At 71.2% G+C, this 25,718-nt stretch carries 17 protein-coding genes and 6 pseudogenes (1 of these 23 running past the window's edge); 10 read left to right on the top strand and 13 right to left on the bottom strand.

From position 1 onward, the window contains the following. Positions 1-126: 126 nt before the first annotated feature. From O1G21_RS05985 to O1G21_RS05970, 4 genes and pseudogenes are all read right to left on the bottom strand, one after another. A pseudogene (locus O1G21_RS05985) lies at positions 127-324 on the bottom strand (RHS repeat domain-containing protein); the annotation flags it as partial. A gap of 496 nt (positions 325-820) precedes the next feature. Continuing rightward, positions 821-3,994, bottom strand: coding sequence for a trypsin-like peptidase domain-containing protein (locus O1G21_RS05980; RefSeq protein ID WP_270141413.1), 3,174 nt, complete (start codon positions 3,992-3,994; stop codon positions 821-823). Beyond that, complete coding sequence (locus O1G21_RS05975) at positions 3,991-4,341, bottom strand: trypco2 family protein (protein WP_270141411.1); 351 nt, start codon at positions 4,339-4,341, stop codon at positions 3,991-3,993. Before O1G21_RS05975 ends, O1G21_RS05980 begins: the two co-directional genes overlap by 4 nt. Positions 4,342-4,512: 171 nt before the next feature. Beyond that, positions 4,513-4,674 (bottom strand): annotated as a pseudogene (locus O1G21_RS05970) (pirin family protein); the annotation flags it as partial. 210 nt (positions 4,675-4,884) lie between these two features. On the opposite strand from O1G21_RS05970, the pseudogene O1G21_RS05965 reads away from it, so the two are divergent. The 3 pseudogenes from O1G21_RS05965 to O1G21_RS05955 form a co-directional block, all read left to right on the top strand. Beyond that, positions 4,885-5,268: pseudogene (locus tag O1G21_RS05965) on the top strand (family 1 glycosylhydrolase); the annotation flags it as partial. Between the two features lie 326 nt (positions 5,269-5,594). Next, positions 5,595-5,714, top strand: a pseudogene (locus O1G21_RS05960) (family 1 glycosylhydrolase); the annotation flags it as partial. Between the two features lie 119 nt (positions 5,715-5,833). Next, positions 5,834-5,944 (top strand): annotated as a pseudogene (locus tag O1G21_RS05955) (family 1 glycosylhydrolase); the annotation flags it as partial. A gap of 212 nt (positions 5,945-6,156) precedes the next feature. On the opposite strand, the gene O1G21_RS05950 reads toward O1G21_RS05955, so the two are convergent. Continuing rightward, positions 6,157-6,474, bottom strand: coding sequence for a hypothetical protein (locus O1G21_RS05950; RefSeq protein WP_270141410.1), 318 nt, complete (start codon positions 6,472-6,474; stop codon positions 6,157-6,159). A 226-nt stretch (positions 6,475-6,700) separates the two neighbouring features. Here O1G21_RS05950 and O1G21_RS05945 point away from each other — a divergent pair, with 226 nt between their 5' ends. Together O1G21_RS05945 and O1G21_RS05940 are read left to right on the top strand one after the other, a co-directional pair. Next, positions 6,701-8,293 (top strand): IS1634 family transposase, encoded by a 1,593-nt coding sequence (locus O1G21_RS05945; protein WP_270141408.1) that lies wholly within the window; start codon positions 6,701-6,703, stop codon positions 8,291-8,293. A 619-nt stretch (positions 8,294-8,912) separates the two neighbouring features. Continuing rightward, positions 8,913-9,041: pseudogene (locus O1G21_RS05940) on the top strand (family 1 glycosylhydrolase); the annotation flags it as partial. Positions 9,042-9,402: 361 nt separating this feature from the next. Here the strand turns inward: O1G21_RS05940 and O1G21_RS05935 are convergent. The 3 genes from O1G21_RS05935 to O1G21_RS05925 are packed head-to-tail and all read right to left on the bottom strand — an operon-like array spanning position 9,403 to position 13,047. Further along, positions 9,403-11,769, bottom strand: a complete 2,367-nt coding sequence (locus O1G21_RS05935) for an FtsX-like permease family protein (protein WP_270141406.1) — start codon at positions 11,767-11,769, stop codon at positions 9,403-9,405. A gap of 4 nt (positions 11,770-11,773) precedes the next feature. Beyond that, positions 11,774-12,529, bottom strand: a complete 756-nt coding sequence (locus O1G21_RS05930) for an ABC transporter ATP-binding protein (protein ID WP_270150790.1) — start codon at positions 12,527-12,529, stop codon at positions 11,774-11,776. Between the two features lie 14 nt (positions 12,530-12,543). Then, complete coding sequence (locus O1G21_RS05925; protein ID WP_270141404.1) at positions 12,544-13,047, bottom strand: PadR family transcriptional regulator; 504 nt, start codon at positions 13,045-13,047, stop codon at positions 12,544-12,546. 144 nt (positions 13,048-13,191) lie between these two features. Here O1G21_RS05925 and O1G21_RS05920 point away from each other — a divergent pair, with 144 nt between their 5' ends. From O1G21_RS05920 to O1G21_RS05900, 5 genes are all read left to right on the top strand, one after another. Then, positions 13,192-14,499, top strand: a complete 1,308-nt coding sequence (locus tag O1G21_RS05920; protein WP_270141402.1) for an ABC transporter substrate-binding protein — start codon at positions 13,192-13,194, stop codon at positions 14,497-14,499. Positions 14,500-14,691: 192 nt separating this feature from the next. Further along, entirely contained in the window at positions 14,692-16,392 is a 1,701-nt protein-coding gene (locus O1G21_RS05915; RefSeq protein WP_270141400.1) for a glycoside hydrolase family 13 protein, read from the top strand. A gap of 51 nt (positions 16,393-16,443) precedes the next feature. Further along, on the top strand, positions 16,444-17,772 hold the full coding sequence (locus O1G21_RS05910; protein ID WP_270141398.1) for an ABC transporter substrate-binding protein: 1,329 nt from the start codon (positions 16,444-16,446) through the stop codon (positions 17,770-17,772). A 6-nt stretch (positions 17,773-17,778) separates the two neighbouring features. After that, complete coding sequence (locus tag O1G21_RS05905; RefSeq protein ID WP_270141396.1) at positions 17,779-19,089, top strand: carbohydrate ABC transporter permease; 1,311 nt, start codon at positions 17,779-17,781, stop codon at positions 19,087-19,089. Further along, a complete protein-coding gene (locus O1G21_RS05900; protein ID WP_270141395.1) occupies positions 19,086-20,006 on the top strand; it encodes a carbohydrate ABC transporter permease in 921 nt (306 codons plus the stop codon). The genes O1G21_RS05905 and O1G21_RS05900 overlap by 4 nt, the downstream gene beginning before the upstream one ends. 255 nt (positions 20,007-20,261) lie before the next feature. On the opposite strand, the gene O1G21_RS05895 is transcribed toward O1G21_RS05900, so the two are convergent. From O1G21_RS05895 to O1G21_RS05875, 5 genes are all read right to left on the bottom strand, one after another. Next, the gene (locus O1G21_RS05895) at positions 20,262-20,627 is read right to left on the bottom strand and encodes a hypothetical protein (RefSeq protein WP_270141393.1); all 366 of its coding nucleotides are present in this window, start codon (positions 20,625-20,627) and stop codon (positions 20,262-20,264) included. A 423-nt stretch (positions 20,628-21,050) separates the two neighbouring features. Then, positions 21,051-21,611: a M17 family metallopeptidase gene (locus O1G21_RS05890; RefSeq protein ID WP_270141391.1), complete on the bottom strand. Its 561-nt coding sequence runs from the start codon at positions 21,609-21,611 to the stop codon at positions 21,051-21,053. A gap of 221 nt (positions 21,612-21,832) precedes the next feature. Next, positions 21,833-23,977, bottom strand: a complete 2,145-nt coding sequence (locus O1G21_RS05885) for an HAD-IIB family hydrolase (protein ID WP_270141389.1) — start codon at positions 23,975-23,977, stop codon at positions 21,833-21,835. A 19-nt stretch (positions 23,978-23,996) separates the two neighbouring features. Then, positions 23,997-24,992, bottom strand: coding sequence for a carbohydrate kinase family protein (locus O1G21_RS05880; protein ID WP_270141387.1), 996 nt, complete (start codon positions 24,990-24,992; stop codon positions 23,997-23,999). Positions 24,993-25,133: 141 nt separating this feature from the next. Continuing rightward, positions 25,134-25,718, bottom strand: partial view of a G1 family glutamic endopeptidase gene (locus O1G21_RS05875; RefSeq protein ID WP_270141385.1) — the 3' portion only. Its footprint extends 195 nt past the window's final position; only the last 585 of its 780 coding nucleotides appear in the window; the start codon falls outside the window, past its right edge; it ends in the stop codon at positions 25,134-25,136.

Here is a 25,718-nt window from a genome sequence, read left to right as displayed (position 1 = left end):
GGCCGTCACCAGCGGTTTGAGCTGAATCGGATTTTGTAGAGGCCTTGAAGCCAGGCGTGATCGCCGTGTTGGCCCAGTTGTGGGCCTGTTTCTGCTCGACGCTGCTGGCATCGCGTGGTACAGGTCGATCAGGTCCGGATCGAGGCCCAGCGGGTCGGGGCTGAGAGAGTGGGCGGTGGCCGGATCGTAGTACCGGAAGGCGTTGCAGTGCAGGCCGGTCTCGGCGTCGTGGAACTGCCCGGGGAAGCACAGCGGGCAGTCGATGCTCTCGACCGCGTCAGGCAGCGGGTGGCCGCACAGCGCGGTGCGCTGCTGCCAGGCCACGGCGCCGTGTTCGTCGACCAGTTCGGTCGGGGCGCCGACTACGTCGGTGACGATGGCGTGGAAGCGGCGGTCGATCTCGTGCTGCGGGGCGTCGGCAATGGGCAGCAGCCAGTCGGTCTGGGTGAGCGGGCGCTGCCGCGTGAGGGTCCACTCGGCCCCGGCGGCGTGCTGGTGCGCGCACGATCGTCGAGTCGACCGCGACCACGCGGTCCAAGTCGCCCTCGGCTTCGGCCAGCGCGAGCAGCGCGGTGAGCGCGCGCTCCCACGTACCGTCCAGTGCCGACCTCCATGGCCGGTTGTGGACGCCCTTCCACGACCCCGAACCGCTCCGGCAGGTCCGTTTACGGCGTCCCGGTCCGGTACTTGAACACGGTCGCGTCGATCACCTCCCGATGATCACGCCACCGTCCGCCCCCGCCGAGGCGCAGGGTACGGCAACAACGGCTCTGCCCACGCCTATTGCGCATCAACAATCGAATGATCCGCGGGGAACGGCCTACCCCGGAGCCCCAGGCTCCAAGGGGACCCACCTCGTCATCGAGTCCCAGGCCTGCAGGACATTTGCCAGGACATCCACCGAGGCCTCGGACTCGGGCCCGACGGTGCTCGCCGTGATGAGCAGCATTCCGCCGTACTGCTCCACCAGCGCGATGAACGCCTCGGTCGCCGGAGCGCTCCAGGCCTGCCCGGGCGTTATCACCGCGACCTCGCCGGGGCCGGTAAGTGCCCAGGCGCGCCCGTCGGAGGACCTGGGCGGCAGCCCAGACCACACCGGTCGCAGGTCGATCAGCTGGGCGCCATCCGACCGGGGCCCGTACGCCGCCGTCGCTGTCCAGCGGTCCCCGCTGCGGACCAACTGAGCGATCTCGAAAGACGGGTTGACCACGAGGGCGGGAACGCAGAGCGGGCCGAATCCCTCCCCCATGGGCACTCCGGCGGTGAATGCCTTCCAGCTGATGCCCGCGTCTTTGGCTATCTGGGTCAGGGCCGACTCGTTCCAGTGTGGATACCGGCACAGTCCGAAGTGGAAGAGCCGCGCGTTGGCCGCTATGAAGGTGTCGTCCACGTAGAGCGCAGGAACACCGTCGCCCAGGGGGTACCCGCAGTCCTGGCAGTCGCCGGCCCAGAGCAACTGCATGAGCGAACGGGCTTCCTCCTCTCCGAGTCTGTCCAGGCAGACCTGGCTGAAGGCCAGGTGCCGCAGTCCGGGCGAGCCCTCCTCTGCCTCCAGGACCACCCAGTCCGAGGGGCAGCCACGCTCCTGCGCCCGGCTCCACCATTTCTTCCCCTGCCGGACGTCGCCGAAGGAGTACGCCGTCACACCGGCCATCAGACAGCCGATCGGATCACCCAGCTCCCCCTGCTCGACCGCTGCGGCGTAGGCACGCGACACGTAGGCATTCGCCGTCTCGTGCTCCTTTCTATGCAGAAGGACGCCGGCGTACGAGAGGGCGGCGAGCGGGATCTTGCCGTCGGCAGCAACTCTCAGGGCTTCGACGGCTTCGTCCGACTGCCACTTCGACCTCAGCCAGTCCGAGTAGTGCAGTGCACTCCCGGGATCTCCGGCCTCGGTACCGCGCTTCCAGAGCGCCACCGCCTCGGCCTGGTCGCCCAGCTTCTCGTGGACCAGGCCGAGGGCTCCGATCGACATCCGCTCCCCACTCTGGATCGCGCGCTCGTACCACTCCCGGGCCGCTTCCAGATCCCCCCGCGCGAAGGAGACGGCACCCATATTGTGTGCTCCCATGGAGTCGCCCAGAGCGGCAGCGCACTCGAAGCAGCGGGCGGCGCCGTCATAGTCTTCCTCCTCTGCCAGCAGCGCCCCCAGATTGATCAGGCCGTCTGGATCGTTTGCCTTCGCGAGGGGACGGAGCACCTCCTTGGCCACCTCCGGCCGGCCCGCCACCTTGGCGACGGTCGACACCAGCACCCGGCGCGTATCGTCCACGACGCGCAGCGCCTCTTCCCACACCTGCTCCGGGAGTTCGTTCGGACGGGCCCGGCGCGCAGCATCGGACACCAGGTAGTCGAACGGCTTCCACGTTCCGCCCCGGCCCGGCACCAGGGGACTGGTCACGCCCAGCACGATCCGGGACGCCCACTTCCATGCGTCTGCCATGTCCTCCGGACGCAGCGCTGGACCGCCCGCCAGGTCGAGGAAGTACTCGTGGAGGCGTTCCAGTGAATCCGGTGGCAGCGCACTGTCCACACCCGTGCGGGCAAGGGCGACCGCAGCCTCGACGAGCGCGGCCCCCCGGGGGTTGCCCCGCACCCGGGAGGCGGCCTTCCACCGCTTGAGGACCTGCGGCCCCGCCGCCAGGTACTCCGCCACCCCGTGCGCCCGGTTGGCGCTCAAGGCCGCGACGACGCGCGGGTCCTGGCGTGCCGACGCGGCCTGCCGCTCGTCGTCGGTCCAGATCCGGTCCAGCGTGAGGTGGTGTGCAGCGCGGATCACCCTGCCCGGCGAGGACGGCAGACGCGGTCCGGTGCCCTGCCAGAGTGACGGCCCGTCCTCCTCATCCGTGTAGTGCTCGTAGAACTCGGTGCGCAGCGTCGCGAGCACGACCGTGCCCCGGCGGACAAGCTGGTCGAGAAGGGATGGCGTCAGCCCGCCGGACCGCAGGTAGGTGTGCAGGTCGTCGAGCCACACGACGTTCTCGTAGTCGTTTCCGGAGGGCACGCGCAGGAAGGCCAGGTCGGCGTCGGGATCCGGCTTGCAGACCGACCGGTCCGGGAGATTGCGGACCATGCCTTCGAACAGGGCCCGCGACTTGCCCGCCGCCGAATCCCCGGTCAGGAGCAGCATGCCGCCGGTCTCCGCCAGCGCTTCGAGTCGGGCGTCAAGTTGGGCATCGACGTTGCGTGGCACGTACTGCACCACTTCCGGATGGCCGGCGGCGTCCGGCGCGCGATGGACGCCGAAGGAGATTGGATCGGCGTCGGCGATCCGGAGCCAGTCGCCTTGGCGAGAGGTGGCGGCCTCGCGCACCGTGTGCGCTACCGACCTGTCAATCTCCACCACTTCCGGCCGCAGCCCTACGGCTGCCTCCATTGCCTGCTGGAACTCGGGGTCGGCCACCACGACCGATATTGGAACGGCTTCCACCCGTGCGTGCGCCCACCGCCCCGGGTCCCCGGAGACCACGCCGACCAGGAATTCTCCGGCGAAGAGCGCGGCACCCGACATCCCCTGCCAGGGCGATGTGCCGGGAGTGCTGGCCGTCGGCGGCGGTGTGTGGGAGCTGTCCAGGATGTAGCGGCCGCGTAGGATCGACGAGCCCGGCTTCAGCGTGCCGACGATCTGCTCGGTGTCCGGCCTCGCCCCGTCCCGCAGCGAGATGAGCGGGTACCCCACGGCTTCGCAGTTCTCCCACGCGGCCAGGCCCGCCGTCCGGCCCCAGCGGACGTCGGAGATCCGGCACGTCGTGGCGTCCCTGACCAGGTCGTCGTCCGCTTCGAGTAGGGCCGCGTCGCACGCCTCATCGTAACGACGCCACCTGAGGCGGCAGTTGCGCGTCCCCGCTCCTCCGGGGACGGCGACGCGAGCGGCCCCGTTGTCCCCGTCGAACAGGTGCGCCGAGGTGAGCACCAGGCGGGAGTCCAACAGGAAGCCGCTGCCCTGCCGCGCTCCCTGGACGATGGCGATGCGTTCGACGGACCGGACGCTCATCCGCCGCTCAGCCCGGACGGATGCTCGAAGTCACCCAGGTCGACCGCGGCCTGTCTGCCAATCTCGATCGGCCCGCCGAGGGCCGAGTCCGTCGGCTTCAACTTCACGGACACCTTGTGGACGGCGTTCTGCGCGACCCCCACCTGGGCGTCGCCGGAGACCACCCATGCCTTGAACCCCGCCTTGGCCGTCGCGTCGCGTCGCAGCTCGACCGAGAAGTCCAGCGTGATCTCGTTGACCTCGAACTTGATGCGCTGACCGTCCGCAGCGTCCGCGGCGGCCATCAATTGGTCCCGCAGACCTTGCACGGCCTCGGTGAGTTCCACGTTCTCCAACGGATCGCGCATGTCTCCGACTCCCCCGTCCGGCCCGCCGTCAACCGCTATCCTTATCACATCGCCCCTGGCGCGAACGGGTGATCCGAACAACGCCGCCGAACGCACCGGAGCGCGGTGGGGCGTGTCGAGCACCATCGATGCGCCCATGACACGGCCCACCGCACAGCTACCGGCGCCAGCTCAGCGCTCGTGGCCCTGCGGCTTCAGTGGCGTCAGCGGCCGCTCCGGGGCGGGCAGGCGGGCGCGGGCGTAGCCATGGACTTCGCCGAAGCGGGTGCCGGACTGCCAGTCGGCGCGGGTCTGGGCGATCTCCTCGTTGGTGCGGCCGATGAAGTTCCACCACGTGGCGATCTGATGATCGTGGCTCTGGTTCTGGGGTTGCGATGGCGCACCTGTGGCCGGTGTGGCCGGGTGGGGTGATCGGTGCGGCGGCCCCTGAGGGCCAGGCCCTTGCGGGCTATATGGCACTCGGCTTTGGATTTGGGCCGCCGGCTCGCCTTGAAATGAGCCCTGCTCGCATTTGTGGCTCGTGTTGTTTAGAGGGATTCATCCATGACGGACCGTCGCGACCCGCCGCTCGGATTCCGCTGGGGCGTGTCCACCGCCGCCTACCAGATCGAGGGCGGGATGGACGAGGATAGCCGCGGCCGGTCGGTGTGGGACATCTTCTGCGACCGGGCCGGCGCAGAAAGGGGCGGCGACACCGGCCGGGTGGCGTGCGACCCTTATCGCCGGTGGCCCGAGGACGTGGGGTTGATGCGCGGCCTGGGGCTCGACGGGTACCGGTTCTCGATCGCCTGGTCGCGCGTGCAGCCGGCCGGCCGGGGCGAGGTCAACGGTGCCGGGCTCGACTTCTACGAGCGGCTGGTGGACGGGCTGTTGGAGGCCGGCATCATTCCGCTGCCCGCGCTCTACCACTGGGACCTGCCGCAGGCGCGACCGCCTGTCTTCGCCGTGGTCGTGCACTGGTTCACGCGTTTCCCGCCTCCCTGCAGCCAGCCGTTCAACTTTGGCGGCGGTGATCCTATACGCCTGGGTTGCCACCATCAGAGGACGGCCCTGACGGCGAGCCGCGAGGAGCCACTGATGGTCAGGCCACTGCTGAAGCGCAGGCCGGCAGGCACGGCGACCACGATCTTCGCCGAGTCTTCGACCAATGGCTGCCGCGGCGCGAGGTCGGGCCGTACCAGCTTGTTGCGGGCCGCTGACCTGGCAGACCACCGCCACGGATAGAATGACAGGGTGTCCGACGGGCCGAGGGCTTCAGTCAGAGATTTGGTCTGGTCTACGTTGACTTCGAGACCCAGCGCCGCACCCCGAAGGCCTCCTATGCCTGGTATTGCGATCTGATCGGTGCCCATCGGGCGCGGCACGAGAGGTAGGAGCGACTTCGGCGAGCTCCGTTATCAACCAACGGTGTTTGTTCCCGTGGTAGTTGGCGACTCTGATCTGTGGCGGCTTAGAATGACAGAGTGTTCGACTGGCCGAGGGGTACCACTAGCGCTTCGGTCTCGTCCACGTCGACTTCGCGACGCAGCGGCGCACGCCGAAGGCCTCCTACGCCTGGTACCGCGACCTGATCGCCGCCCATCGTGCTAACCGTTCACAGTAGTTGGCTTCCAGTCATTGCGGACTGAATGGCCGTTCGGTAGCAGTCGAGAGACCATCCGGACGGCTCGGTTCGCAGCAGCTGGGCCTCGGACATAGGCAGAAGACAGGGTGTTCGATAAGTCCGTAGCTCGTCCCCAGTGGTTCAGCCGGGGCCGGTTGCGCAGGGTATGGCGGCGATGACCGGGTGACCGGCAAGCAATGAGGTCGAGTTCTTCAGTCGTTGACCATGGGTAGCCGGTCAAAGCTGAAGGCCCCGACCACTACGCGTTCCTCGAACGACGCGGACAGCCCGCTCCGGTGGAGGGCCTTGGCGAGGAGGTCGTATACAGCGCGTACCCGGGTGCCCGGATCCGATTGGTCCTCAAGCACGGCTGATGCCTGGTCGGCCAGTTGGTCGAGGTCGGTGTCCAGGCCGTACTGGCGGCTCAACGCGTAGAACAGGACCGGATTGATCTCCGGCTCGCCGTCGACCTGAAGGACGAAGTCGTTCTCGGTGGCTGTGCGCGGCTGGATCGTTAGGGGCAGCAGCACGAGGGGAGCACGTAGTGGGAGGACGGTGGTAGTGCCACGTGTCCTCGGCGGGTCCACGTTGAGCAGTCCGCAGGCTAGGCCGGTCCTTCGCACATGACGAGTTCGGATGAACTGGTGATGCGACCGGTACCCCGGTGGGGTGCTGGTCGTTGAGCCTGGTGTGCCGATATCCCGTTCACGTCGTTCCCGGGTCCACCGTCCGCGCTTCGCTGTGGAGTTGACGCCCGTGGTGGAGAGGCGTCTGGGCGCTCTGCCTGCCTCTGCCGAGTTTCTGCGCCGGCTGGACGTGGCCGGGATCGTCGACGGGCTGTGCCCGATCCGCGAGGTCGCGCATCTCACGCACGGCCAGGTGATCGAGGTGTTGATCGCCAACCGTCTGTCCGCACCGGCGCCGCTGGTGCGGGTGGGCGACTGGGCCCGGGAATGGGCCGTGGAGGAGGTGTTCGGCATCGCCCCGGACCTGCTGGGCGATGACCGGCTCGCCCGCGCGCTGGACGCCATCGCGCCGCACCTGGACAAGCTGGTGGGCACGGTCGGCGCGCAGGCCGTCACGGAGTTCGGCATCGAGGTGTCCCGGATCCACTGGGACATGACCTCGATGTCCCTCTTCGGCGCCTACGAGGACCAGGACGAGCAGTTTCCACAGGCCAGGTACGGTCATCCCAAGGACCGCAGGGTCGATCTGAAGCAGATCCAGGCCGGCCTCGCGGTCAGTGGCGACGGCGGCATCCCGCTCTTCCACCGCGTCTACGACGGCGGCGCGGGCGAGGTCGCCCAGGTCGTCGGCGCGATGAAGGCCCTGCGCACGATGGCCGGCCGGCGGGACTTCCTGCTGGTGGCCGACTCCAAACTCGTGTCCCACCCGAACGTCACTGCCCTGCTGGAGGCGAAGGTCGCCTTCGTCGCGCCCGCCCCGGCCTCCAAGGTCCCCCACCACGTCTACGTCGCCCTGGACCCCGACACGGCGACGGTCGTGGACTACGTCCCCGGCCGTGACGCGCACAAGCCCGCTGATCAGCGGGAGGTCTACCGCGTCCTGGAGGACACCCACACCATCACCAGCCGTCGCAAAAGCGACCCGGCGCACACCCTGCGCAGGATTCTTGTCCACTCCACCGGTAACGCCCGCGGCCAGCAGAGCGCCCGCGCCAAACGCCTGGCCCGCGCGGCCGAGGACCTCGACAAGCTCCAACGCGGCGCCGGAGGACGCTTCTACGGCACGGCCGAGAAGATCACCGCACGGATCGGCGTGATCGCCCGCGCCCGCCGGGTCGAGGACTGCCTTCGCACCACCATCACCACCGACGAGGCCGGCCGGCCCGCCCTGGAATGGCACTTCGACCAGGACGTCCTCGACGCCCAGGCCGCCGTCGACGGCTGGTACGCACTACTGACCAACCTCACCCCCGAACAAGCCACCGCGGAAGAGGTCTTCCTGCGCTACAAAGGCCAAACCGTGGTCGAACGCCGCTACCACGACTTCAAGGGCCCACTCGCGGTCGCACCGGTCTTCCTCCGACACAACCGCCGCATCACCGCGCTGATCACCGTGATCTGCCTGGCCCTGCTGGTGTTCTGCCTCATCGAACGACAGGTCCGCCAAGCCCTCGGCCCCGAGCAGACCATGCGCGGCCTCTACCCCGACAACCGAGCCGTCCGCCCCACCGGACGCATGATCTTTTACCACCTGGCGAGCCTGATGATGCGGCCCGGCACCGCAACCAGCCCACCCGTCGTCCTCATCAACCGAGGAGTCCAAGCACACCTGCTCGAACTCCTCGGCATCGACGAAACCCGACCCCGCTGGCTGGAGACCTAAAACCCCATGTGCGAAGCGCGGGGCTAGGCGGCCGGCCTCGATGCCCTGTTCCTCGTCCAGTTCCGTGATCCGGCGCCGCAGGTAGCGTGCGTGGAGGCAGGCGGATTTGTGATCGGACGGATCGGAGACGAGACTCGCGAGCCGGACCTTCCGGCCGGTCGGCAGCGCGTGCTGTGCCTCGATGGAGACGGTGGTCAGGTCGAGGCTGCCAGTCTTGGTGTCCTTGAAGTGCAGCAGTGTGTTGCGCGGTCCGAAATCAATGAGTTCGTCGGCCCATCGCTGAGCCTGGGAGGCCACGGCCTCCTCCCTCGCGCGGCTGGCGGTGCCGTCCACTTGCTGACCCTCCGGTCCGTCGTCGTGAGCTCACCTGGTCGGTAGGCGAACGCACCAGGGTACGGCGCGGGTTGAGAGGACGAGTATGAATTCGGCGCTCGGTCGGAGATTGGGGGAGCGCATAGGAGTGCCACTTGCCTGAAGTCTTGCGCCCCCGTGCGCCGGGCAGGGAGCGGGCATCTCTCAAGGCTCACTCAGCGACGGGCGAAGTGTGGGATCCACGGCAACCACCCGTAGACAATGAGGTCTTCATGGTCGACCGGTGGAGTGACAGCCTGTTCGACGAGCTGAGGGGTTCAATCAGCGTTTTGGTCTAGTCCATGTTGACTTCGAGGCGCAGCGCCGCACGCCTAAGGCCTCGTATGCGTGGTACCGCGCGCTGATCGCCGCCCATCGGGCACGGTGTGCGAAGTAGGGACCTCGATAGATCCGCCCTGTGCTCCTGTGCGATCTTCGCGCGGCACGCGCGTCTTGACGGGGGATCGGCGCGCCGCGCGGCTTCCTCGGCCGCTCCCTGATGCCTCGTCGAACACGTGTTCGTCAGGGGGGGCGCCGGGTCGGCCCCAGTGCACCACCACCCGCCGTACCGGTCGGAAGCCCGCGGCCTCGGCGAGGGTTCCGCTGACATGGTTGTTCTGCGGTGCCGACCCAGGCCGACAACGACCTGCAGCGTGTCGCTGAGGCGGTGGCCGGTGATGCCGCTGGGCAGCGGGCCGTGCAGACGGGCATCGGTGAGCTCGGCCAGTACGAGGCCCTCGCGGCCCGGGCCGCGACGTCTACCGGCCGGCGCCGTCCGGGGTCCGGGTGGGCGGGGGGATGCGCAGCACCGGGAGTGCGCAGAGTGCAGCCGCCGTCGTGGCGCAGACGGCGGCCATGGCGAGGATCGTCCAGGCGGACGGGGCGCGGGCGATGCCCGCGCCGATTCCGCTCAGCTCGCCCTGCCGGTCGATGAGCCGGCGGACGAGCGGGATGGCGACGACCGATCCGACGCCGACGGTGCTCAGGGCGATGACCGTCCCGCGGACGGCGAGCACGACGGCGGACTGGCCCGGGGTGAGGCCGATCGCCCTGAGCAGGCCGAGGTCCCGGCGGCGTTCGTGGAAGCCTGCGGTGGCGGTGGTGAGCAGGTCGACCAGGCCGATGAGGGCGAGTACGAGCAGGAGGCCGACCACGCTGGCCCGCAGGGCGCCGGGTCTGGTGACCGGGCCGGTGGGGAGGCGGATCTCCGTCTGCCCGGCGAGGCCGGCGCGGGCGGGGAGGTCTCGCTGGACGGCGGCGGGGTCCTGGCCGGGGCGCAGGGTCAGTTGCCAGAAGTTCGGGTGGATGGGGTCGCCGGGCCGGTCGAGGGTGTCGAACCCGGTGGACAGGACACGGCCGCCGTGTTCCGGTTCGAGATTGCGTCCGACGATGTGCAGGATGCGGGGGGTGCTCCCGGTGGTGAGCCGCACCCACTGGCCGACCCGGGCGCCGAGCAGGTCGAGGGCGCCCTGCCCGGCGACGGCTTCGTCGGTGGCGCGGATCGCCCGGCCCTCGACGACGGTGTACGGGTACGGGGCGTCGGTGGTGCCGACGGCGCGCAGGGTGAGTGTCGCGGACTGGCCGGGCGCGAGGGCCTGCATTTCCGTGCCCGGGTAGACGCCCTGCACGGCGCCGTCGGCGGCCAGGGCGTCGGCGAGCCGCCCGTCGCCGGGTGTCTGATCGGGGGTGGTGCGGCGGGCGGTGACGGACGGGACGGTGGCGCCGCGATCGGGCCGGGTGACGGCGTCGAGGGTCGCCCAGGTGCTCAGGGCCAGGGTGGCGGCGACGACCGGGACGGTCAGCCGCAGGGCGCTGCCGACCAGGTCCGAGCGTCGGCGCAGGACGCTGCCGAGGCCGAGCGCGAGTGCCGGGGGCAGCCGTCGGAGTGGGCCGAGCCGGACCGGTCGGGCCGTCATTGCGGGTGGTCGGGTGCCGTCGGTCGGGGGCACGGGGGTGACCCGCGAGGCCCGCAGTGCGGGCAGTGCGGCGGCGGCCCCGACGGCGAGGAGGGCGGCGGCAGCGACGGCGACGGTGGTCGCCGTGCCGCCGGGCACGGGTCCGTGGAGCGCGTCGGTCCCGCCGCCGAGGGCCGGGACGGTGTGGACGGCGATCGCGGCACCGCCGGAGCCGAGCAGGACTCCGGTGCCGGCCAGCAGGAGCTGTTCAACGATGAACATCCAGGCGACCTGGCCGGCGGTGAAGCCGAGCGCCTTGAGGAGGGCGATGTCGCCCGTCCTGGTCCTGATCCGCCAGCCTGCCCCGCCGGCCACCGCCAGGGCAGCGGCGAGCAGTGCGGCGAGTCCGCTGAGTCCGAGGAGCAGGCCGGTCAGCCGGTTGTCCTGCTGCCGCGCGTCCCGCGCGTCCAGCCAGGTGGTGATCCGGGAGACCCGCCCGGCACCGAGGACGCTGACCACCCGCTGGGCCGTGTACGCGGCGTCGGATGGACGGGCCAGGCGCAGGCCGAGGGTGAGACCCCGGGCTGCCTGGTCCGGCTGGACCAGGTCGAGGGTGTCGGGGAGTGCCCAGCCGAGGTCGTAGCCTGCGGCCTGGCTGGGCAGCTGGTCGGGGCTGTCGGCGATGCCGAGGACCTGTAGTTCGACGGCCGCGCCGTGGCTGTCGAGGACGGTCAGGTGGTCCCCGGGGTGGGCCCAGGCGGCGTCGGCCGCGGACTGTTCGAGCACGATGCCGCGGGCATCGGCGGGGTCGAGCCAGGTGCCGGAGCGCAGCAACGGGCGGGCTGCGCCCGGGGTGTCCCCGCGCAGCACGAGCGCGGTGCGGCCGGGTGGGCCCGCGGCGGCCGCGCCGTCTGCTCGTCGGCCGACGAGTGTGGTCTCGGCGGTCTGCTGGGGTGGTGAGACGGCGAGTACGCCGGGTTCGCGGGCGAGCACGGCGGCCGAGGGTTCGTCGGTGCCGCCCCGGGCGGCCGTGGACGGGCGCAGGTCGATCCGGATGTCGGGTGATCCGGCGGCCTGGAACTGCCGCTGCCACGGGTCGGCGGCGGCGCCGAGCAGCGTGCCGGCAAGCAGGAGAGCGGCGGTGGTGCCGCCGGTGGCGAGGACGATCAGAAGCGCGTGGACGCGGTGCGAGCGCAGGTCGACGCGGATCCAGCGGAGCAGGGCACGCACCGGCTCACCCGCCGAAATCGATGATGTCGCGGACCCCGACGGCGCGCCGCGCGGCCGGGGGCTCCTCCACCCGGGCGTCGTCGGCGATCCGGCCGTCGAAGAGGCTGACGACCCGGTCGGCGGTGCTCGCCGCCCGCGCGTCGTGGGTGACCAGCACGATGGTGGTGCCCTGTTCGTGGTAGCGGCTGAGCAGGGCGAGGACGTCGCGGGTGCTGCGACTGTCGAGGTTTCCGGTGGGCTCGTCGGCGAGGAGCAGCTGCGGCCGGTTGACCAGCGCGCGGGCCAGGGCGACGCGCTGGCGCTCACCGCCGGAGAGCTCGCCGGGCCCGGCGGTGGCCTTGTGGGCGAGGCCGAGGTCCTGGAGGAGTTCCTCGCGGCGTTCGCGGGCGGTGCGGCCGGACATGCCCGCGAGCACCGCGGTCAGCTCGATGTTGTCAGCGACGGAGAAGTCGGGGAGCAGGTTGCCGCTCTGGAAGACGATGCCGTAGTGCCGGCGGCGCAGGCGGGCCCAGGCGGACTCCTTCAGGCGGTCGACCCGGCGGCCGTCGAGCCACAGCTCGCCCTCGTCGGGCCGCAGCAGGCCGGCGAGGAGGTGCAGCAGGGTGGACTTGCCGGCGCCCGAGGGGCCGGTGACGGCGACGAACTCGCCCCGGTCGATCCGCAGGCTGATGCCGCGGACCGCGGGTATCAGGGTCGAGCCGCTCAGGTGCGAGCGCACCACGGACTCGGCGGCCAGCAGCGGCGGCATCGGTGGCGGCATCGGCTCCGGGCCGGTCACGTGAGCTCCTCCTGGCAACGCTCCAGCCAGTCGAGGTCGGCCTGCAGGTGCAGGACGGCGCCCTCGATCAGCAGCAGCGAGGTCCGGTTGCCGCGCTCGGTGGCGGCCAGCTTGTTGAGTCCGCGCATCGTGTTGATGCAGTGCCGGCGCTGGTTGTTGATCAGCGTCAGCCGGTCGGCGAGGTCGGTGCCTTCGGCCAGGATCAGCTTCATGAAGAACTCGTCCCTGACGCGGGGCCCCTCGGTGGGCGCCTCGAACCAGCCGGCGAGTTCCTCGGTGCCCTTCTCCGTGATCTCGTAGACCTTCTTGTCCGGCCTGCCCTCCTGCGCCACCTCGGTGCCGCGGATCAGTCCGGACTTCTCCAGTCGGCTCAGGGTCACGTAGATCTGGCCGATGTTCGGCTGAGGGTACGCCGCGCCGAAGGTCTGCTCAAGCCCCTGCTTGAGCTCGTACCCGTAGGCGGGCTGCCGGGCCAGCAGCGCCAGCAGCTGATGGCGCACCGGGCGTCACCTCTTCCCTCTCGTGCCTGTTCGCTGGTTACACCTCGGTCACACAGTACGGGCAGGCGGGCCCCCACCAGCAGGGAGGCCGTATAAAGGGACGTGCGTCGGCCCCCACCCGTGCCGGCGGACCGAAGGAGCTCCATGGAAGACCGGCCGCCCACCGGGCCCGACGCGGGCCGTCGGCGCGTGGTGCGCGCGCTGGTGGGCGGGGCGGCGGTGCTCGCGGCCGGGGGCGCGTCCGCCTGGTACGGCCTGGTCGGCGGTGCGCAGGCGATGGGCGACCAGGAGGGCGTCGGGCCGGTCACGCTCGCCACCGGCCGGGACACCACCGGCTACCTGCGCGGGCTGCTGGCCGACTGGAACGCCGAGCACCCGGACCAGCCGGCCGAACTGGTCGAGCTGCCGGAGGCGGCGGACGAGGTGCACGCCCAGCTTGCCGGAGAGCTGTCGGCCGGCGGCAGCCGCTTCGACGTGCTCAACCTCGACGTGGTGTGGACGGCCGAGTTCGCGGCCCGGCGCTGGACCGTGCCGCTGGACGAGTCGGACTTCGCACTGGGCAGCTTGCTGCCGCCGGTCGTCCGGACCGGTCAATTCGACGGGCGGCTGTACGCGGTACCGTTCGTCGCCAACGCCGCCCTGCTGTACTACCGCAGCGACGTGCTGGACGCCGCCGGCGAGCAACCGCCCACCACCTGGGCCGACCTGGCACGGCAGGCACGGACACTGGCGCCCGCGCACGGGCTGTCCGGGTACGCGGGGCAGCTGAGCCCGTACGAGGGACTCGCCGTCAACGCCCTGGAGGCGATCCGCTCGGCCGGCGGGGACCTGCTCGCCGGAGACGGAACCGTGGTGGTCGACAGCCCGCAGGCCCGGGCCGGCCTGGAGTTTCTGGCCGGCGGCGTGCGCGAGGGCTGGATCCCGCGCGAGGCGCTCGGCTACCAGGAGGAGGAGTCCCGCGAGGCCTTCGGCCGGGGCGGCCTGCTCTTCCTGCGGAACTGGCCGTACGTCTACCACGCGGTCGGCGCCGCCGGTTCCCCCGTGGAGGGGCGGTTCGGCGTGGTGCCGCTGCCCGGCCCGAACAGGCCCGGCAGCGGTGTGCTGGGCGGCTCGGGGCTGGCGGTCAGCCGGTTCTCCCGGCGCCAGCGCACCGCGCGGCAACTGATCGGCTACCTGACGAGCCGCCGGGCGCAGTCCCGCGTGCTGACCGAGGGCGGGCTGCCACCGGTCTGGGCCGACCTCTACGCGGACCCGGACCTGACGGCCCGGTTCCCGTACCTGCCCGTGCTGCGCACGGCGATCCTGGCGGCCGGGGCGCGCCCCGGCGTGCCGCAGTACCAGCAGCTGAGCCTCGCGTTCAGCGAGACGGCGTTCGAGGTCGTGTCGGGCCGTCGGCCCGCCGGGGCGGCGCTGCCCCGGCTGGCTGCGGAGCTGCGCGCCGTCGTCGGCTGAGTCGACGCCGACGACGGCCCGTGGGCGGTCAGCCCCTGCTTCGCGAGGCCTTAGCGAGTACATAACAGGTATCTATCTCTGACTCGATGCATCGCCGTGTAACTCCTGGGAAACTCCATCAAACAAGGGCTTAACAGTGCTGGTATTTGCCTGCTATACCTAACGCGAATGCATAACCGTTGGAGTAGCGAGATGCTCAACCCCACCCTCGCCGACGGCGACGCGGTCACCCTGCCGCGCGCTCGTTCGCACGCCCCTACCACCCCCGCCGCCCGTGCCTGGTGGCGCGACGCCGTGATCTACCAGATCTACGTGCGCAGCTTCCGTGACGCCGACGGCGACGGCGTCGGCGACCTCGCCGGCGTCCGGGAACAGCTGCACCACGTGCGGCAGCTGGGCGCCGACGGCGTCTGGCTCAACCCGTTCTACGTCTCGCCCCAGCACGACCACGGCTACGACATCGCCGACCACTGCGCCGTCGACCCCGTCTACGGCGACCTCGCCGAGTTCGACCGCCTGATGGCGGACTGCGGGCTGCTCGGTCTCAAGCTGGTCCTGGACGTCGTCCCCAACCACTGCTCAAGTGATCACCCGTGGTTCCAGAAGGCTCTGGCCAACGGCCCCGGCAGTCCCGAGCGGGCGCGGTTCCACTTCGCCGACGGGCGCGGCCAGGACGGGGAACTCCCGCCCAACAACTGGCGGGCCATGTTCGGCGGCCCGGCCTGGACCAGGATCACCGAGGCCGACGGCCGGCCCGGCCAGTGGTACCTCCACCTGTTCACCCCCGAGCAGCCCGACTTCAACTGGCGCAACCCCGATGTCGCCGTCCACTTCGAGGAGGTGCTGCGGTTCTGGCTCGACCGCGGCGTCGACGGCTTCCGGATCGACGTGGCAGCCGGGCTGTACAAGCATCCGGAACTGCCGGACTCGCCCGACCCGGACGTGGACGAGCGCACCCGCGACTCGGTCAACCCACTGGCCTGGAACCAGCCGGAGGTGCACGACATCTGGCGGCGGTGGCGTGCCATCTGCGAGCAGTACACCGCCCGCGACGGCCGTGAACGGCTGCTGGTCGGCGAGGCCTCCGTGCCCACGCCGGCGGAGCAGGCGCTGTACGTGCGGCCCGACGAACTGCACCAAGCCTTCTTCTTCCACCTGCTGCACGCGCCGTGGGACCTTGCGCACTTCCACCGGGTCATCGACGACGCCGTACGGGACATCACCGGCACCGGGTCGACCGTCACCTGGGTGCTCAACAACCACGACCAGGTCCGCACGGTGAGCCGGTTCGCGGGGGAGGACCCGGCCTCCGGCCCCGCCCGCGCCAAGGCCGCCGCCCTGCTGATGCTGGCCCTGCCCGGAGCCGTCTACATCTACCAGGGCGAGGAACTCGGGCTGCCCGAAGTCCTCGACCTGCCGGACGAGTCGATCACCGACCCGATCTTCCGCCGGACCGGTAGCCGCACCGGGATCCGCGACGGCTGCCGGATACCGCTGCCGTGGTCGGGCACCGGGGCCCCGTTCGGCTTCAGCCCGCCGGACAGCCCGGCCGCCCCCTGGCTCCCGCAGCCGGACTCCTTCGCCGCCCACACGGCCGAGCGGCAGCGGGCCGACGCCGGATCCGTCTTCCACCTGTACCGAACCGCCCTCCAACTGCGTCGTGAACTCCCGCAGCTGGGCGAGGGGACACTGCGGTGGCTGGAGACCCCGCAGGGGGTCCTCGCGTTCGTCCGCGGCGAGGGCCTGGTGTGCGCCGTCAACTTCGGCGACACCCCAGCGCCGGCTCCGGTCGCCGGTCCGCCCCTGCTGGCCAGCAGTCCGTGCGTCGACGGCCTCCTGCCGCCCGCAACCGCCGCCTGGTGGATCAACCACACTGCTGCCACCAATATCTGACTGGCCATCACATCACGAAACCCGACCCGCCTCACGGAAGAAGACTCGACGATGAGACTCCGTAGCGCTCTCCCCACCCTGGCCGCCTCCGTCGTGCTGGCCGCCACCGCAACCGCCTGCGGCAGCGGAGGAGGCGGCACCGCCGCCGACTCCGCCACCCAGGGACTCAAGGGACAGACCCTGACCGTCGCCGCCGTGTGGAGCGGCACCGAGCAGGAGAACTTCAAGAAGGTGCTGGACGCCTTCACCGCGAAGACCGGTGCCACCGTCAGCTACACCTCCACCGGTGACAACCTCTCCACCGTGGTCGGCAGCAAGATCGAGGGTGGTGACCCGATGGACGTGGTCATGGTCGCCCAGCCCGGCGTGATCAAGCAGTTCGCCGACAAAGGCTGGCTGGCGCCGCTCTCACCCGCCGTCACCGACGCCGCGAAGAAGAACTACGCCGGCATCTGGTCCAGCCTCGGCACCGTCAACGGCACCCAGTACGGCCTCTACTTCAAGGCCGCCGACAAGTCGACCGTGTGGTACAGCCCCACCGCCTTCGAGAACGCCGGCGTCCAGCCCCCGACCACCTTCGACGACCTGCTGAAGGCCGGCCGCACGCTCGCCGACTCCGGCACTCCGGCCTTCACCGTCGGCGGCCAGGCCGGCTGGACCCTGACCGACTGGTTCGAGAACGTCTACCTCTCCCAGGCCGGACCGGAGCTCTACGACAAGCTCACCCGGCACGAGATCCCGTGGACCGACCCGTCGGTCCTTAAGGCCCTGACCACCCTCGGCAAGGTCTTCGGCGACAAGCAACTCGTCGCCGGTGGCGGGCAGGGCGCCCTGCAGACCGACTTCCCCACCTCCGTTCAGCAGGTCTTCGGCGCACAGCCCAAGGCCGCCATGACCCATGAGGGCGACTTCGTGGGAGGTGTCATCGCCTCCGAACTGAAGAAGCAGGTCGGCACCGACGCCAAGGTCTTCCCCTTCCCCGCCGTGGACGGCGGCAAGGCCCCGGTGATGGGCGCGGGCGACGCGGCGGTCGTCCTCAAGGGTGCCAAGCACCCCGAGGCTGCGCAGAAGTTCGTCGAGTTCCTGGCCGGCCCCGAGGCCGCGACCGTCTGGGCCAAGGCCGGCGGCTTCATCTCGCCCAACAAGTCGGTCGACCCGTCCGTCTACCCCGACGACACCACCCGGCAGTTCGCCAAGTCGGTGATCGACGCCGGCGACACCTTCCGCTTCGACATGTCGGACCAGGCCCCCGCCGCGTTCGGCGGCACCGCGGGCCAGGGCGAGTGGAAGGACCTCCAGGACTTCCTCGCCAACCCCTCCGACGTCCAGGGCGCCGCGGCCAGGCTCGAAGCCGACGCGGCCAAGGCCTACAAGGGCTGATCCACCATGTCTCTGCGCTCGCCCCGCAGCGGCCGGGCATCCGGGGGCGCCCTCCGGCGCCACCGGGGCCTCGCCCTGCTCTTCGTCCTGCCCGCCCTGTTGCTGCTCGGCGCCCTCGTCGTCTACCCCATCGGCTATTCGGTGGCCCGCAGCCTCTTCGACGCCTCCGGCCACCGCTTCGTCGGACTCGACAACTACGGCACCGCCTTCACCGACCACGCCACCCTCACCGCCGTGCGCAACAACGCGATCTGGGTCGCCGTCGCCCCGGCGCTGGTGACCGCCATCGGACTGGTGTTCGCGGTGCTCACCGAGAAGATCCGCTGGGCCACCGCGTTCAAGCTGCTCGTCTTCATGCCGATGGCGATCTCCTTCCTCGCCGCCGGGATCATCTTCCGCACGGTGTACGACGCGGACCCGCACCGCGGCGTGCTCAACGCCGCCGCGGTCGCCGTCCACGACACGTTCAACGACCGGCCGACCTACCCGGGCGCCCACCCACGCCCCAGCACGGGCCTCGACCAAGCCCAGGACGGCGACGTCACGGCGCCCACCAGCACGCGCGTCGTGCTGCTGCCGCTGGTCGGCGTGCAGCCCGGAGCGCTCCCGGCCACTGCCCGGACGGCCCAGGAGCCGGCCGGTGGTGACGGGGTCAGCGGCACGGTGTTCCTGGACTTCGTTCCCGGCGGCGGCCACCCCGGCCGGCTCGACGCCGGGAAGAAGGGCCTGCCCGGCGTCACCGTCCAACTCCGGGACGGTGGAAGGACGGTCGCCACCACGACCACGGCCGACGACGGAACCTTCCGCTTCGGCGCAGCCCCCTCCGCCACCACCTCGGTGGTGATGCCGGCCGCGAACTTCGCCGCCCCCTACCGCGGCATCGACTGGCTCGGCCCTGCGTTCATCACTCCGGCCGTCATCGGCGCCTACATCTGGATCTGGGCCGGCTTCGCCATGGTCATCATCGCCGGGGGCCTCGCCAACCTGCCCCGCGAGACCATCGAGGCGGCCAGGATCGACGGCGCCGGCGAATGGCAGATCCTCCGCCGCATCACCGTGCCCCAACTCGCCCCGGTCCTCGGCGTCGTGTTCATCACCATGGTCATCAACGTGATGAAGATCTTCGACCTCGTGTACATCATCGCACCCGGACCGGTGCAACAGGACGCGAGCGTGCTCGCGCTCCGGCTCTACCTGGTCTCCTTCGGCGGCGGCAACGACCAGGGCCTCGGCAGCGCACTCAGCGTCCTGCTGCTGCTCCTCGTCGTGCCGGTGATGCTTCTCAACGTCCGACGCTTCCGAGGGAGCCGCGCATGACCACCACCCAGGCGGCCCAGTCCGCCCCCACCACCGTGCCCGCACCGGTGCCCGCCGGCCGGCCCACCCTGCCGCTCACGACCCGGCTCGCCGCCCTCACCCGGAGCGGCCTCGTCCAGGCCGTGCTGACCGTGGCCGCCGTTGCCTGGCTGGTGCCCACCGTCGGCCTGCTGGTCTCCTCGCTGCGCCCCAAGCAGGTCGCCGTCACCGGAGGCTGGTGGACGGCCGTGACCGAGCCCGCCCAGCTCACCCTGCAGAACTACACCGCGCTGCTCGGCGGCGGTGACGTCCCCAAGGCGCTGTGGAACACCGTGCTCATCAGCGTCCCGGCGACCCTGCTGACCGTAGCCCTCGCCGCGGGCGCCGGGTACGCCTTCGCCTGGATGCGCTTCCCCGGCCGGGACGCCGTCTTCCTCGGCGTGGTCGGACTGCTGGTCGTCCCCGTCCAGGTCGGGCTCATCCCGGTCGCCAAACTGGAGGGTGCCGTCGGGGTGTTCGGCACCATCCCGGGCGTCGTTCTATTCCACGTCGGTTACGGGCTGCCGTTCGCCGTGTTCCTGATGCGCAACCACTTCCTGGAGATCCCCGCCGAACTCCTGGAGGCGGCGCGGATGGACGGCTGCGGGGAGTGGCGGACCTTCCGTACCCTCGCCCTGCCGCTCGCCGCACCGGCTGTCGCCTCGCTGTGCATCTTCCAGTTCCTCTGGGTCTGGAACGACATGCTGGTCGCGCTGATCTTCGCCGGCAACGACTCGCAGCCGCTGACCGTCTACCTGCAGTCCCAGATGCGGCAGTTCGGCAGCAACATGGACATCCTCGCACCCGGCGCGTTCCTGTCCCTGCTGGTCCCCGTGGTGGTGTTCCTCTGCTTCCAACGGTTCTTCATCCAGGGCGCCATGGCCGGATCCGTGAAGTGACCCCGGGGGGCGGCGACGGGCGGGCGAGGTCGAGCAGCCGCTGGGTGTCCGCCTTCGGCATGTCGGGGGGCGACGGCGTCGCAGCAGCTGTGCCCAGAGACTGCGCAAAAGACAGGATGTTCGACATGTCCGCAGCTCATCGCCAACGGTTCAGCCGTGGGCCGGTCGTGCTGGAACTGGAGCCATGCGGCTCCGGAAGCGCTCACCGACGCGCGCTCACCCGGTAGGAGTTCCGCGCCGAGGAGCGGGCGGGGGTCAGGCGACGAAGGACATCTCCGGGTAGTCGGCTGACGGACCGTCGAGCAGGCCGTGGTCGCTGCGGTGCCGCAGGTGAAGATCGAAGAAGGCTGCCAGGTAGGCGGATTGGGCACGAAGTGAGCGGCACGGGTCGACAGTGCCGACGTTGTCGGCCAGGGCACTGGCGGGGAGGCGGCCGGCGGCGGCGAGCGTGGGCAGCAGAGCCTGGACGTCGGTGTAGGAGTAGTGGCCGGCGGTGGCGAGCTGGAAGTTGCGGTGCCAGCCCCGCAGGTGCTGCCACATGTCGGTCAGCGCAGGGCTGGTGTGGTTGCCGAGGGCGCTGTCCAGCAGCAGGAACGGGCGATCCAGGCCCTCCTCGACCACCGAACCGACCTCACCGTTCGGGCCGGGGCCGAAGCGGACCGCGCCGCCTTCGTCAACCGAGTGTTCGTCAGCTTCATGTCCTGAACCCTAGGGAGCAGCCGGACACCCGGACATCCTCCCTCGGGTGCGGGCACCTCCCCCGGCAGAGGGAACCGTCCGGGAAGTCATCAGCGGCTCGGGGACACCCGCTCCTGGAGCTCGCCCTGGCTGGTCGACCTGCTGGCGAAGGTGCCCGCCCGCCCAGACCACGACGGCCGGCCGCCGCTGGTCCTGGACCATGTTCCGCAGGCGGCGGCACGGGATCTTCCGCGTTGCGAGAAGCCAATCGGCCAGCGCGACACGCCGAATACAATGACACCCTGTTCGACGGGCCGAGGGCTATCGCCAGCGCCTCGGCCTCGGGACCGGCTTCCCACTCCGCACTCATGGCTGTCCGGCCGTTCCGGGCATCGAGGACCGCTCGGTGCGGCTGGCGGTGACGAGTTCGGCGAGGGCGCGGACGCCGAAGCCGGTGGCGCCGGCGGGCCATTCGGCGTCGTCGGTGTCGGAGAGGGCGGTGCCCTGGATGTCGAGGTGGGCCCAGGGGATGTCGGGCGGGACGAATTCGCGCAGGAAGTGGCCGGCCAGCAGGGCGGTGCCGTGCCGGGTGCCGAGGGTGTAGTCGACCAGGTCCGCGATCCGGGAGCGGAGTCGGGGCCGGTACGCATCGGGGAGCGGTAGTGGCCAGAGCGGTTCGCCGGCTCGGGTGGCGGCTGCGCGCAGGCGGTCGATCAGGGCGTCGTCGGTGCCCATCACTGCGGCGACCCGGCGGCCGAGGGCGATCGCGGCGGCACCGGTGAGGGTGGCGGTGTCGGTGATCGCCTGTGGCCCGGTCTCTGCGGCCAGTCCGGCGGCCACCAGCAACGGCCAGGCGCCGGAGCGGCCCCGGGCTGCGGCGGCCGGGCCGTCCGGCTCCCGCATCCGCAGGCGCAGCGCGAGCAGCACCGCCGCGGAGAGCGCGTAGCTGGACGCGTACCGCCGATTGACGGCGACTCGCCGAGGCCGCCTGCCGTGCCACTTGGGTGCCGACCACCACGGCGCCCATGACGTCTCAACTCCCCGGTTGCGTGAGGGCTGTCATGATTGCCTCACCAACCCTCCACGGGCAAGAGGCAGTTCATGAGAACACTCGGACCGGGCCATGAGCCGGGCGAGGGCCGGGTGAGTCAGGCCGCCGGTGCGGCGGGATCGGAGCCGGGGCCGGGGCCGGGGCCGGGGCCGGGGCCGGGGTCGGGGGTGCAGGTTCGGATTTCGCGGATGATGCGGGCGGCCCAGTCGGCGGGCCGATCGTGGCCGAGGAGTCGGGAGAGCCGGTTCATGCGGGAGCGGCGTTCGGCGGGGGTGAGGTCGAGGGCGCGGGCGAGGACGGTGCTGAGGTCGTCGCGGGAGTGGGGGTCGGTGAGGAGGGCGGCCAGGCCGAGTTCGGTGGCGGCGCCGGCGTGCCGGGAGAGGACCAGGACGCCCGGACCGCCGGGAGGGTGGGGGAGGGCGCTCTGGGCGGCGGTGAACTCCTTGGCGGTGAGGTTCATCCCGTCCTGGAGGGAGGTCACCCAGAGGACGTCGGCCGCCAGGTACTCGTCGATGACCTCGGCGGCGGACAGGCTGCGGGGGAAGTAGTCGACCGGCTGCCAATTCCGCTGCCGCCACGCGGCGTTGACGTCGGTGATGCGCTGCTCGAGGTGGCTGCGGGTGGCGTCGTAGGCGGTGATGCCGGGTTCCGGCGGCGGGCAGACGAGCCGGAAGGTGAGCCGGCCGCGCAGCTCGGGCCGCACGGAGAGCAGGTGGTCGATGGCGTCGACCTTCTGGACCGGGGCCTTGGCGTAGTCGAGGCGTTCGATCGACAGCACCAGCCGGCCGGTGGCCGGACGGCGGTGCGGCGCGCGGAGGCGGGCGAGCTCCTCGACGGACGGCCGGTCGATCCCGAGCGGGTGGACGGCCGCGCGCGGCGGATCGGGCAGGCCGGCGAGGGTCCGGCGGAAGTGCTCCGCGAAGCCCTCGGTGTGGAAGCCCGCCCAGTCGAGGCAGCCCAGTGAGCGGCGCAGCTCGTCGGCGACCGGGAGGGTGGCGAACACCTCGGGGGCCGGGAAGGGGGTGTGGTGGAAGAGCCCGGTCCGGAGGTCGGGCCGGAGGCGGCGCAGCAGACCGGGAACGAGCCAGAGGTTGTAGTCGTGGAGCCAGACGGTGGCGCCGGGCGCGGCCTGGGCGCTGATGTGCTCGGCGAAGCGCGCGTTGACCGTGCGGTAGTCGGCCCAGGCCTGTTCGTCGTGGACGGCGCGGTCCGGCTCGGACATCAGCACCGGCCACAGCGTCTCCTTGCACGCACGGTGGAAGTATCCGTCCCAGATGGCGGTGGACAGCGGTACGGGGGACAGCGGCAGGGCGGTGGGGTGCGGCAACGCGGCGAGCCGGTCGTGGCCGGTCCGGGCGGTGACCCAGACGCCCGACAGTCCGTCGGCGAAGGCGCTGCTCAGGGTGGGCAGGATGCCGTTGGGACTGCGGGGCGGCTGCCAGCTCTCGCCGTTCCAGTGGAGTGGGGGGCGGTGGTAGGCCACCACGAGGGAGTGTGGGCCGGGGGCGGGGGTACGGCCGGGGGCGGGGGAGAGCCAGCCGAGTTCCTGGAGCGCCGCGTGGATGCCGCCGGCGCCGGCCCGGTCGGCTCGGTGGACGAGAGGGTCCTCGGGGAGGGCGGCGAGCAGGGCGGGTTCCGCCCCGGCGACGACCACCGCGTGGGTGCCCAGGCGGAACAGCGAGAGGTCGTTGAGGGAGTCCCCCGCGACCAGGATCCGCTCGGGCTGCCAGCCCAGCTTCGTGGCCAGGACTCGGAGGGCGTTGCCCTTGGAAGCGCTGAGCGGCAGGACGTCGAAGTAGCGGTCCGCGGAGTACACCCAGGTGCAGCCGAGGGCTTCGACGGCCGCGATGAGGTCGTCGGTGAGCGCTTCCGGGGCCAGGTGGTAGGAGCAGCGGCCGTCCTGGACGACGCCGTGCTGGTAGACCAGCGCGGGGAAGCGGCGCAGCGCGGCGCGGACCCGGTCGGGGCCCGGCCAGCCGGCACGCAGCTGTTCCTGCACCGGGTCGACGGGGGTGAGGTCGGTGCCGTCGATGACGGTGGCGCCGACGTCGGCGATGATCCACCGGGGCCGGGGGACCAGCGGATCGCGGAGCACTTCACGGATCGAGGCGAGTCCCCGGCCGGTGGCGAAGACCGGCATGACCTCGGGGTGACGGGCCAGGGCGTCCCGTAATCGGATCCGGTCGTCCTGGGTGCCGCCGAGCAAGGTGCCGTCCAGATCGGTGACCAGAATCCTCGACATCCGAGGGACGCTAACACGATCACGTCCGGCGGTGAAGTGGCCATCCCACGTTGGCACTTGCCGGGGACGGCGGGTCGAGGTGGCCTTGGTCGGGGCGGTGGAGGAGATGGCGGTCGAGGTCCGCGGCGTGCAGGGCTGCGCTGGAGCCGGGGCCGGTGGTGGCCGCGGCTCCGCAGAGGCTCGCCGCCGCGAGGCAGTCGGGCAGGCTCCAGCCGTTGAGCAGCCCGTGCACCAGACCGGCGTTGAAGCAGTCGCCCGCCGCCGTCGGGTCGATGCCGGCGACCCGGGAGACCGGCGGGGCGTCGTGCCGCCGACCGTCCCGGACCGCGACGGCGCCCTGCGCGCCACGCGTGATCACGGCGGTGGGCACCAGCTCGGCGAGCGCGCCGAGCGCGCCGTCCAGGTCCCCGGCACCGGTCAGGCGCAGGGCTTCCGCGTCGTTCGGCGTGAAGACGTCGACCAGTGCGAGGGCAGCGCGTACGGCCGGATCGTCGAGCGAAGCGGGAGTGTCGTGGCAGTCCATGACCACCAGCGTGCCGAGCTTCCGCGCCGCTCGGAGATCGGCCACCGTGCCGTCGTCCCAGCGGAGTTGGGGCAACACCAGGCCGCGTGGGCGCAGGCGCCCGAGCAGGGGTGCGAGCGGTTGGGCATCGACCGGATCCTGGAAGCTGACCATCGCCCGGTCGTCCGCGGAGGCGAGGGCGACGGTCAGACTCCGTACGGGGACGGGGTGGTGGCGGAAGGCGGCCTCGTCCAGTCCTTCCTGCCTGGCGCAGGACAGGACGTGCGAGGAGAACAGATCGGTGCCGAAGTCCGCGCTCCACGTCACCCGTCGCCCCAGCCGGTGCAGCGCCATCGCCAGGGTGTACGCGCCGCCCGGCACCAGGGCGAAGCCGTCGGCGAAGACCTCGGTGCCCGGTCGCACCGGCCGCGCCAGACCGTGGAACACCAGATCCGCGAAGTACGGCCCGGCGACGAGCACTTCACACCTCTGCGCCGCTGCGTCGGTCTCCATCCGGTGAGCATACGGTCAACCGGCGGGCCGGGTCGGACGAACGCGGGGGTTGACGCGGGGGTTGATGAGCGCCGGGTGCCGCCCAGATGCTGCGCCGTCGACCACCGGAGTGGCCGACGGCGTTGCGGGTCGGGGGAGTCGTCAGCTGTGGTCCCAGGCCACCGAGGAGTCGGTGGCGCCGCTGAGCTCCGAGGTGGTGGCCATGGTGACGCCGTCCGCAGCCATGTCGATGCTCGACGCCTTCGCAGCGCCGATGCTCTGCCCGTTGACGTCGGCACCGGTGAAGTCGTCGGTGCCGAAGTCGGCCAGCGGGAGCACACCGAAGATGCTGGACGGGGCTTCGGCGATCACCTCGGCGGACGCCAGGGCGGCGTCCTCCAGCGACTTGTTGACGGTGCGGGTCCACCCCCGGGTGGTGTTGGACAGGGTGAGCTGGAACGACCCGGCGCCGTCGGTGGTGACGCTCGCGGTGAAGTGGTCGCCGGGCTGCGCGGGGCTGCTGAAGTCGGACGGGTAGGCCGGGTACATCTCGTACCAGGCCGAGTAGACCGGGGAGCCGCTGGAGCAGTCGGCCTCGGTGCCGATCTGCTCGACCGTCTTGCTGCCGTCGCCGTCCAGCCCGACCCGGAAGCCGGACCAGGCGTCGGGGCTGGTGCAGGAGACGGACGGCTGGACCCAGCCCGCGGTGACGCTGGCGGACCGGCCGCGGGTGGCGACGTAGCCGGC

This window comes from Kitasatospora cathayae, from assembly GCF_027627435.1.
Taxonomy (GTDB): Bacteria; Actinomycetota; Actinomycetes; order Streptomycetales; family Streptomycetaceae; genus Kitasatospora; species Kitasatospora cathayae.
The sequence above is the reverse complement of the archived record's forward strand: the minus strand, read 5'-3'. Positions and strand labels throughout refer to the sequence as shown.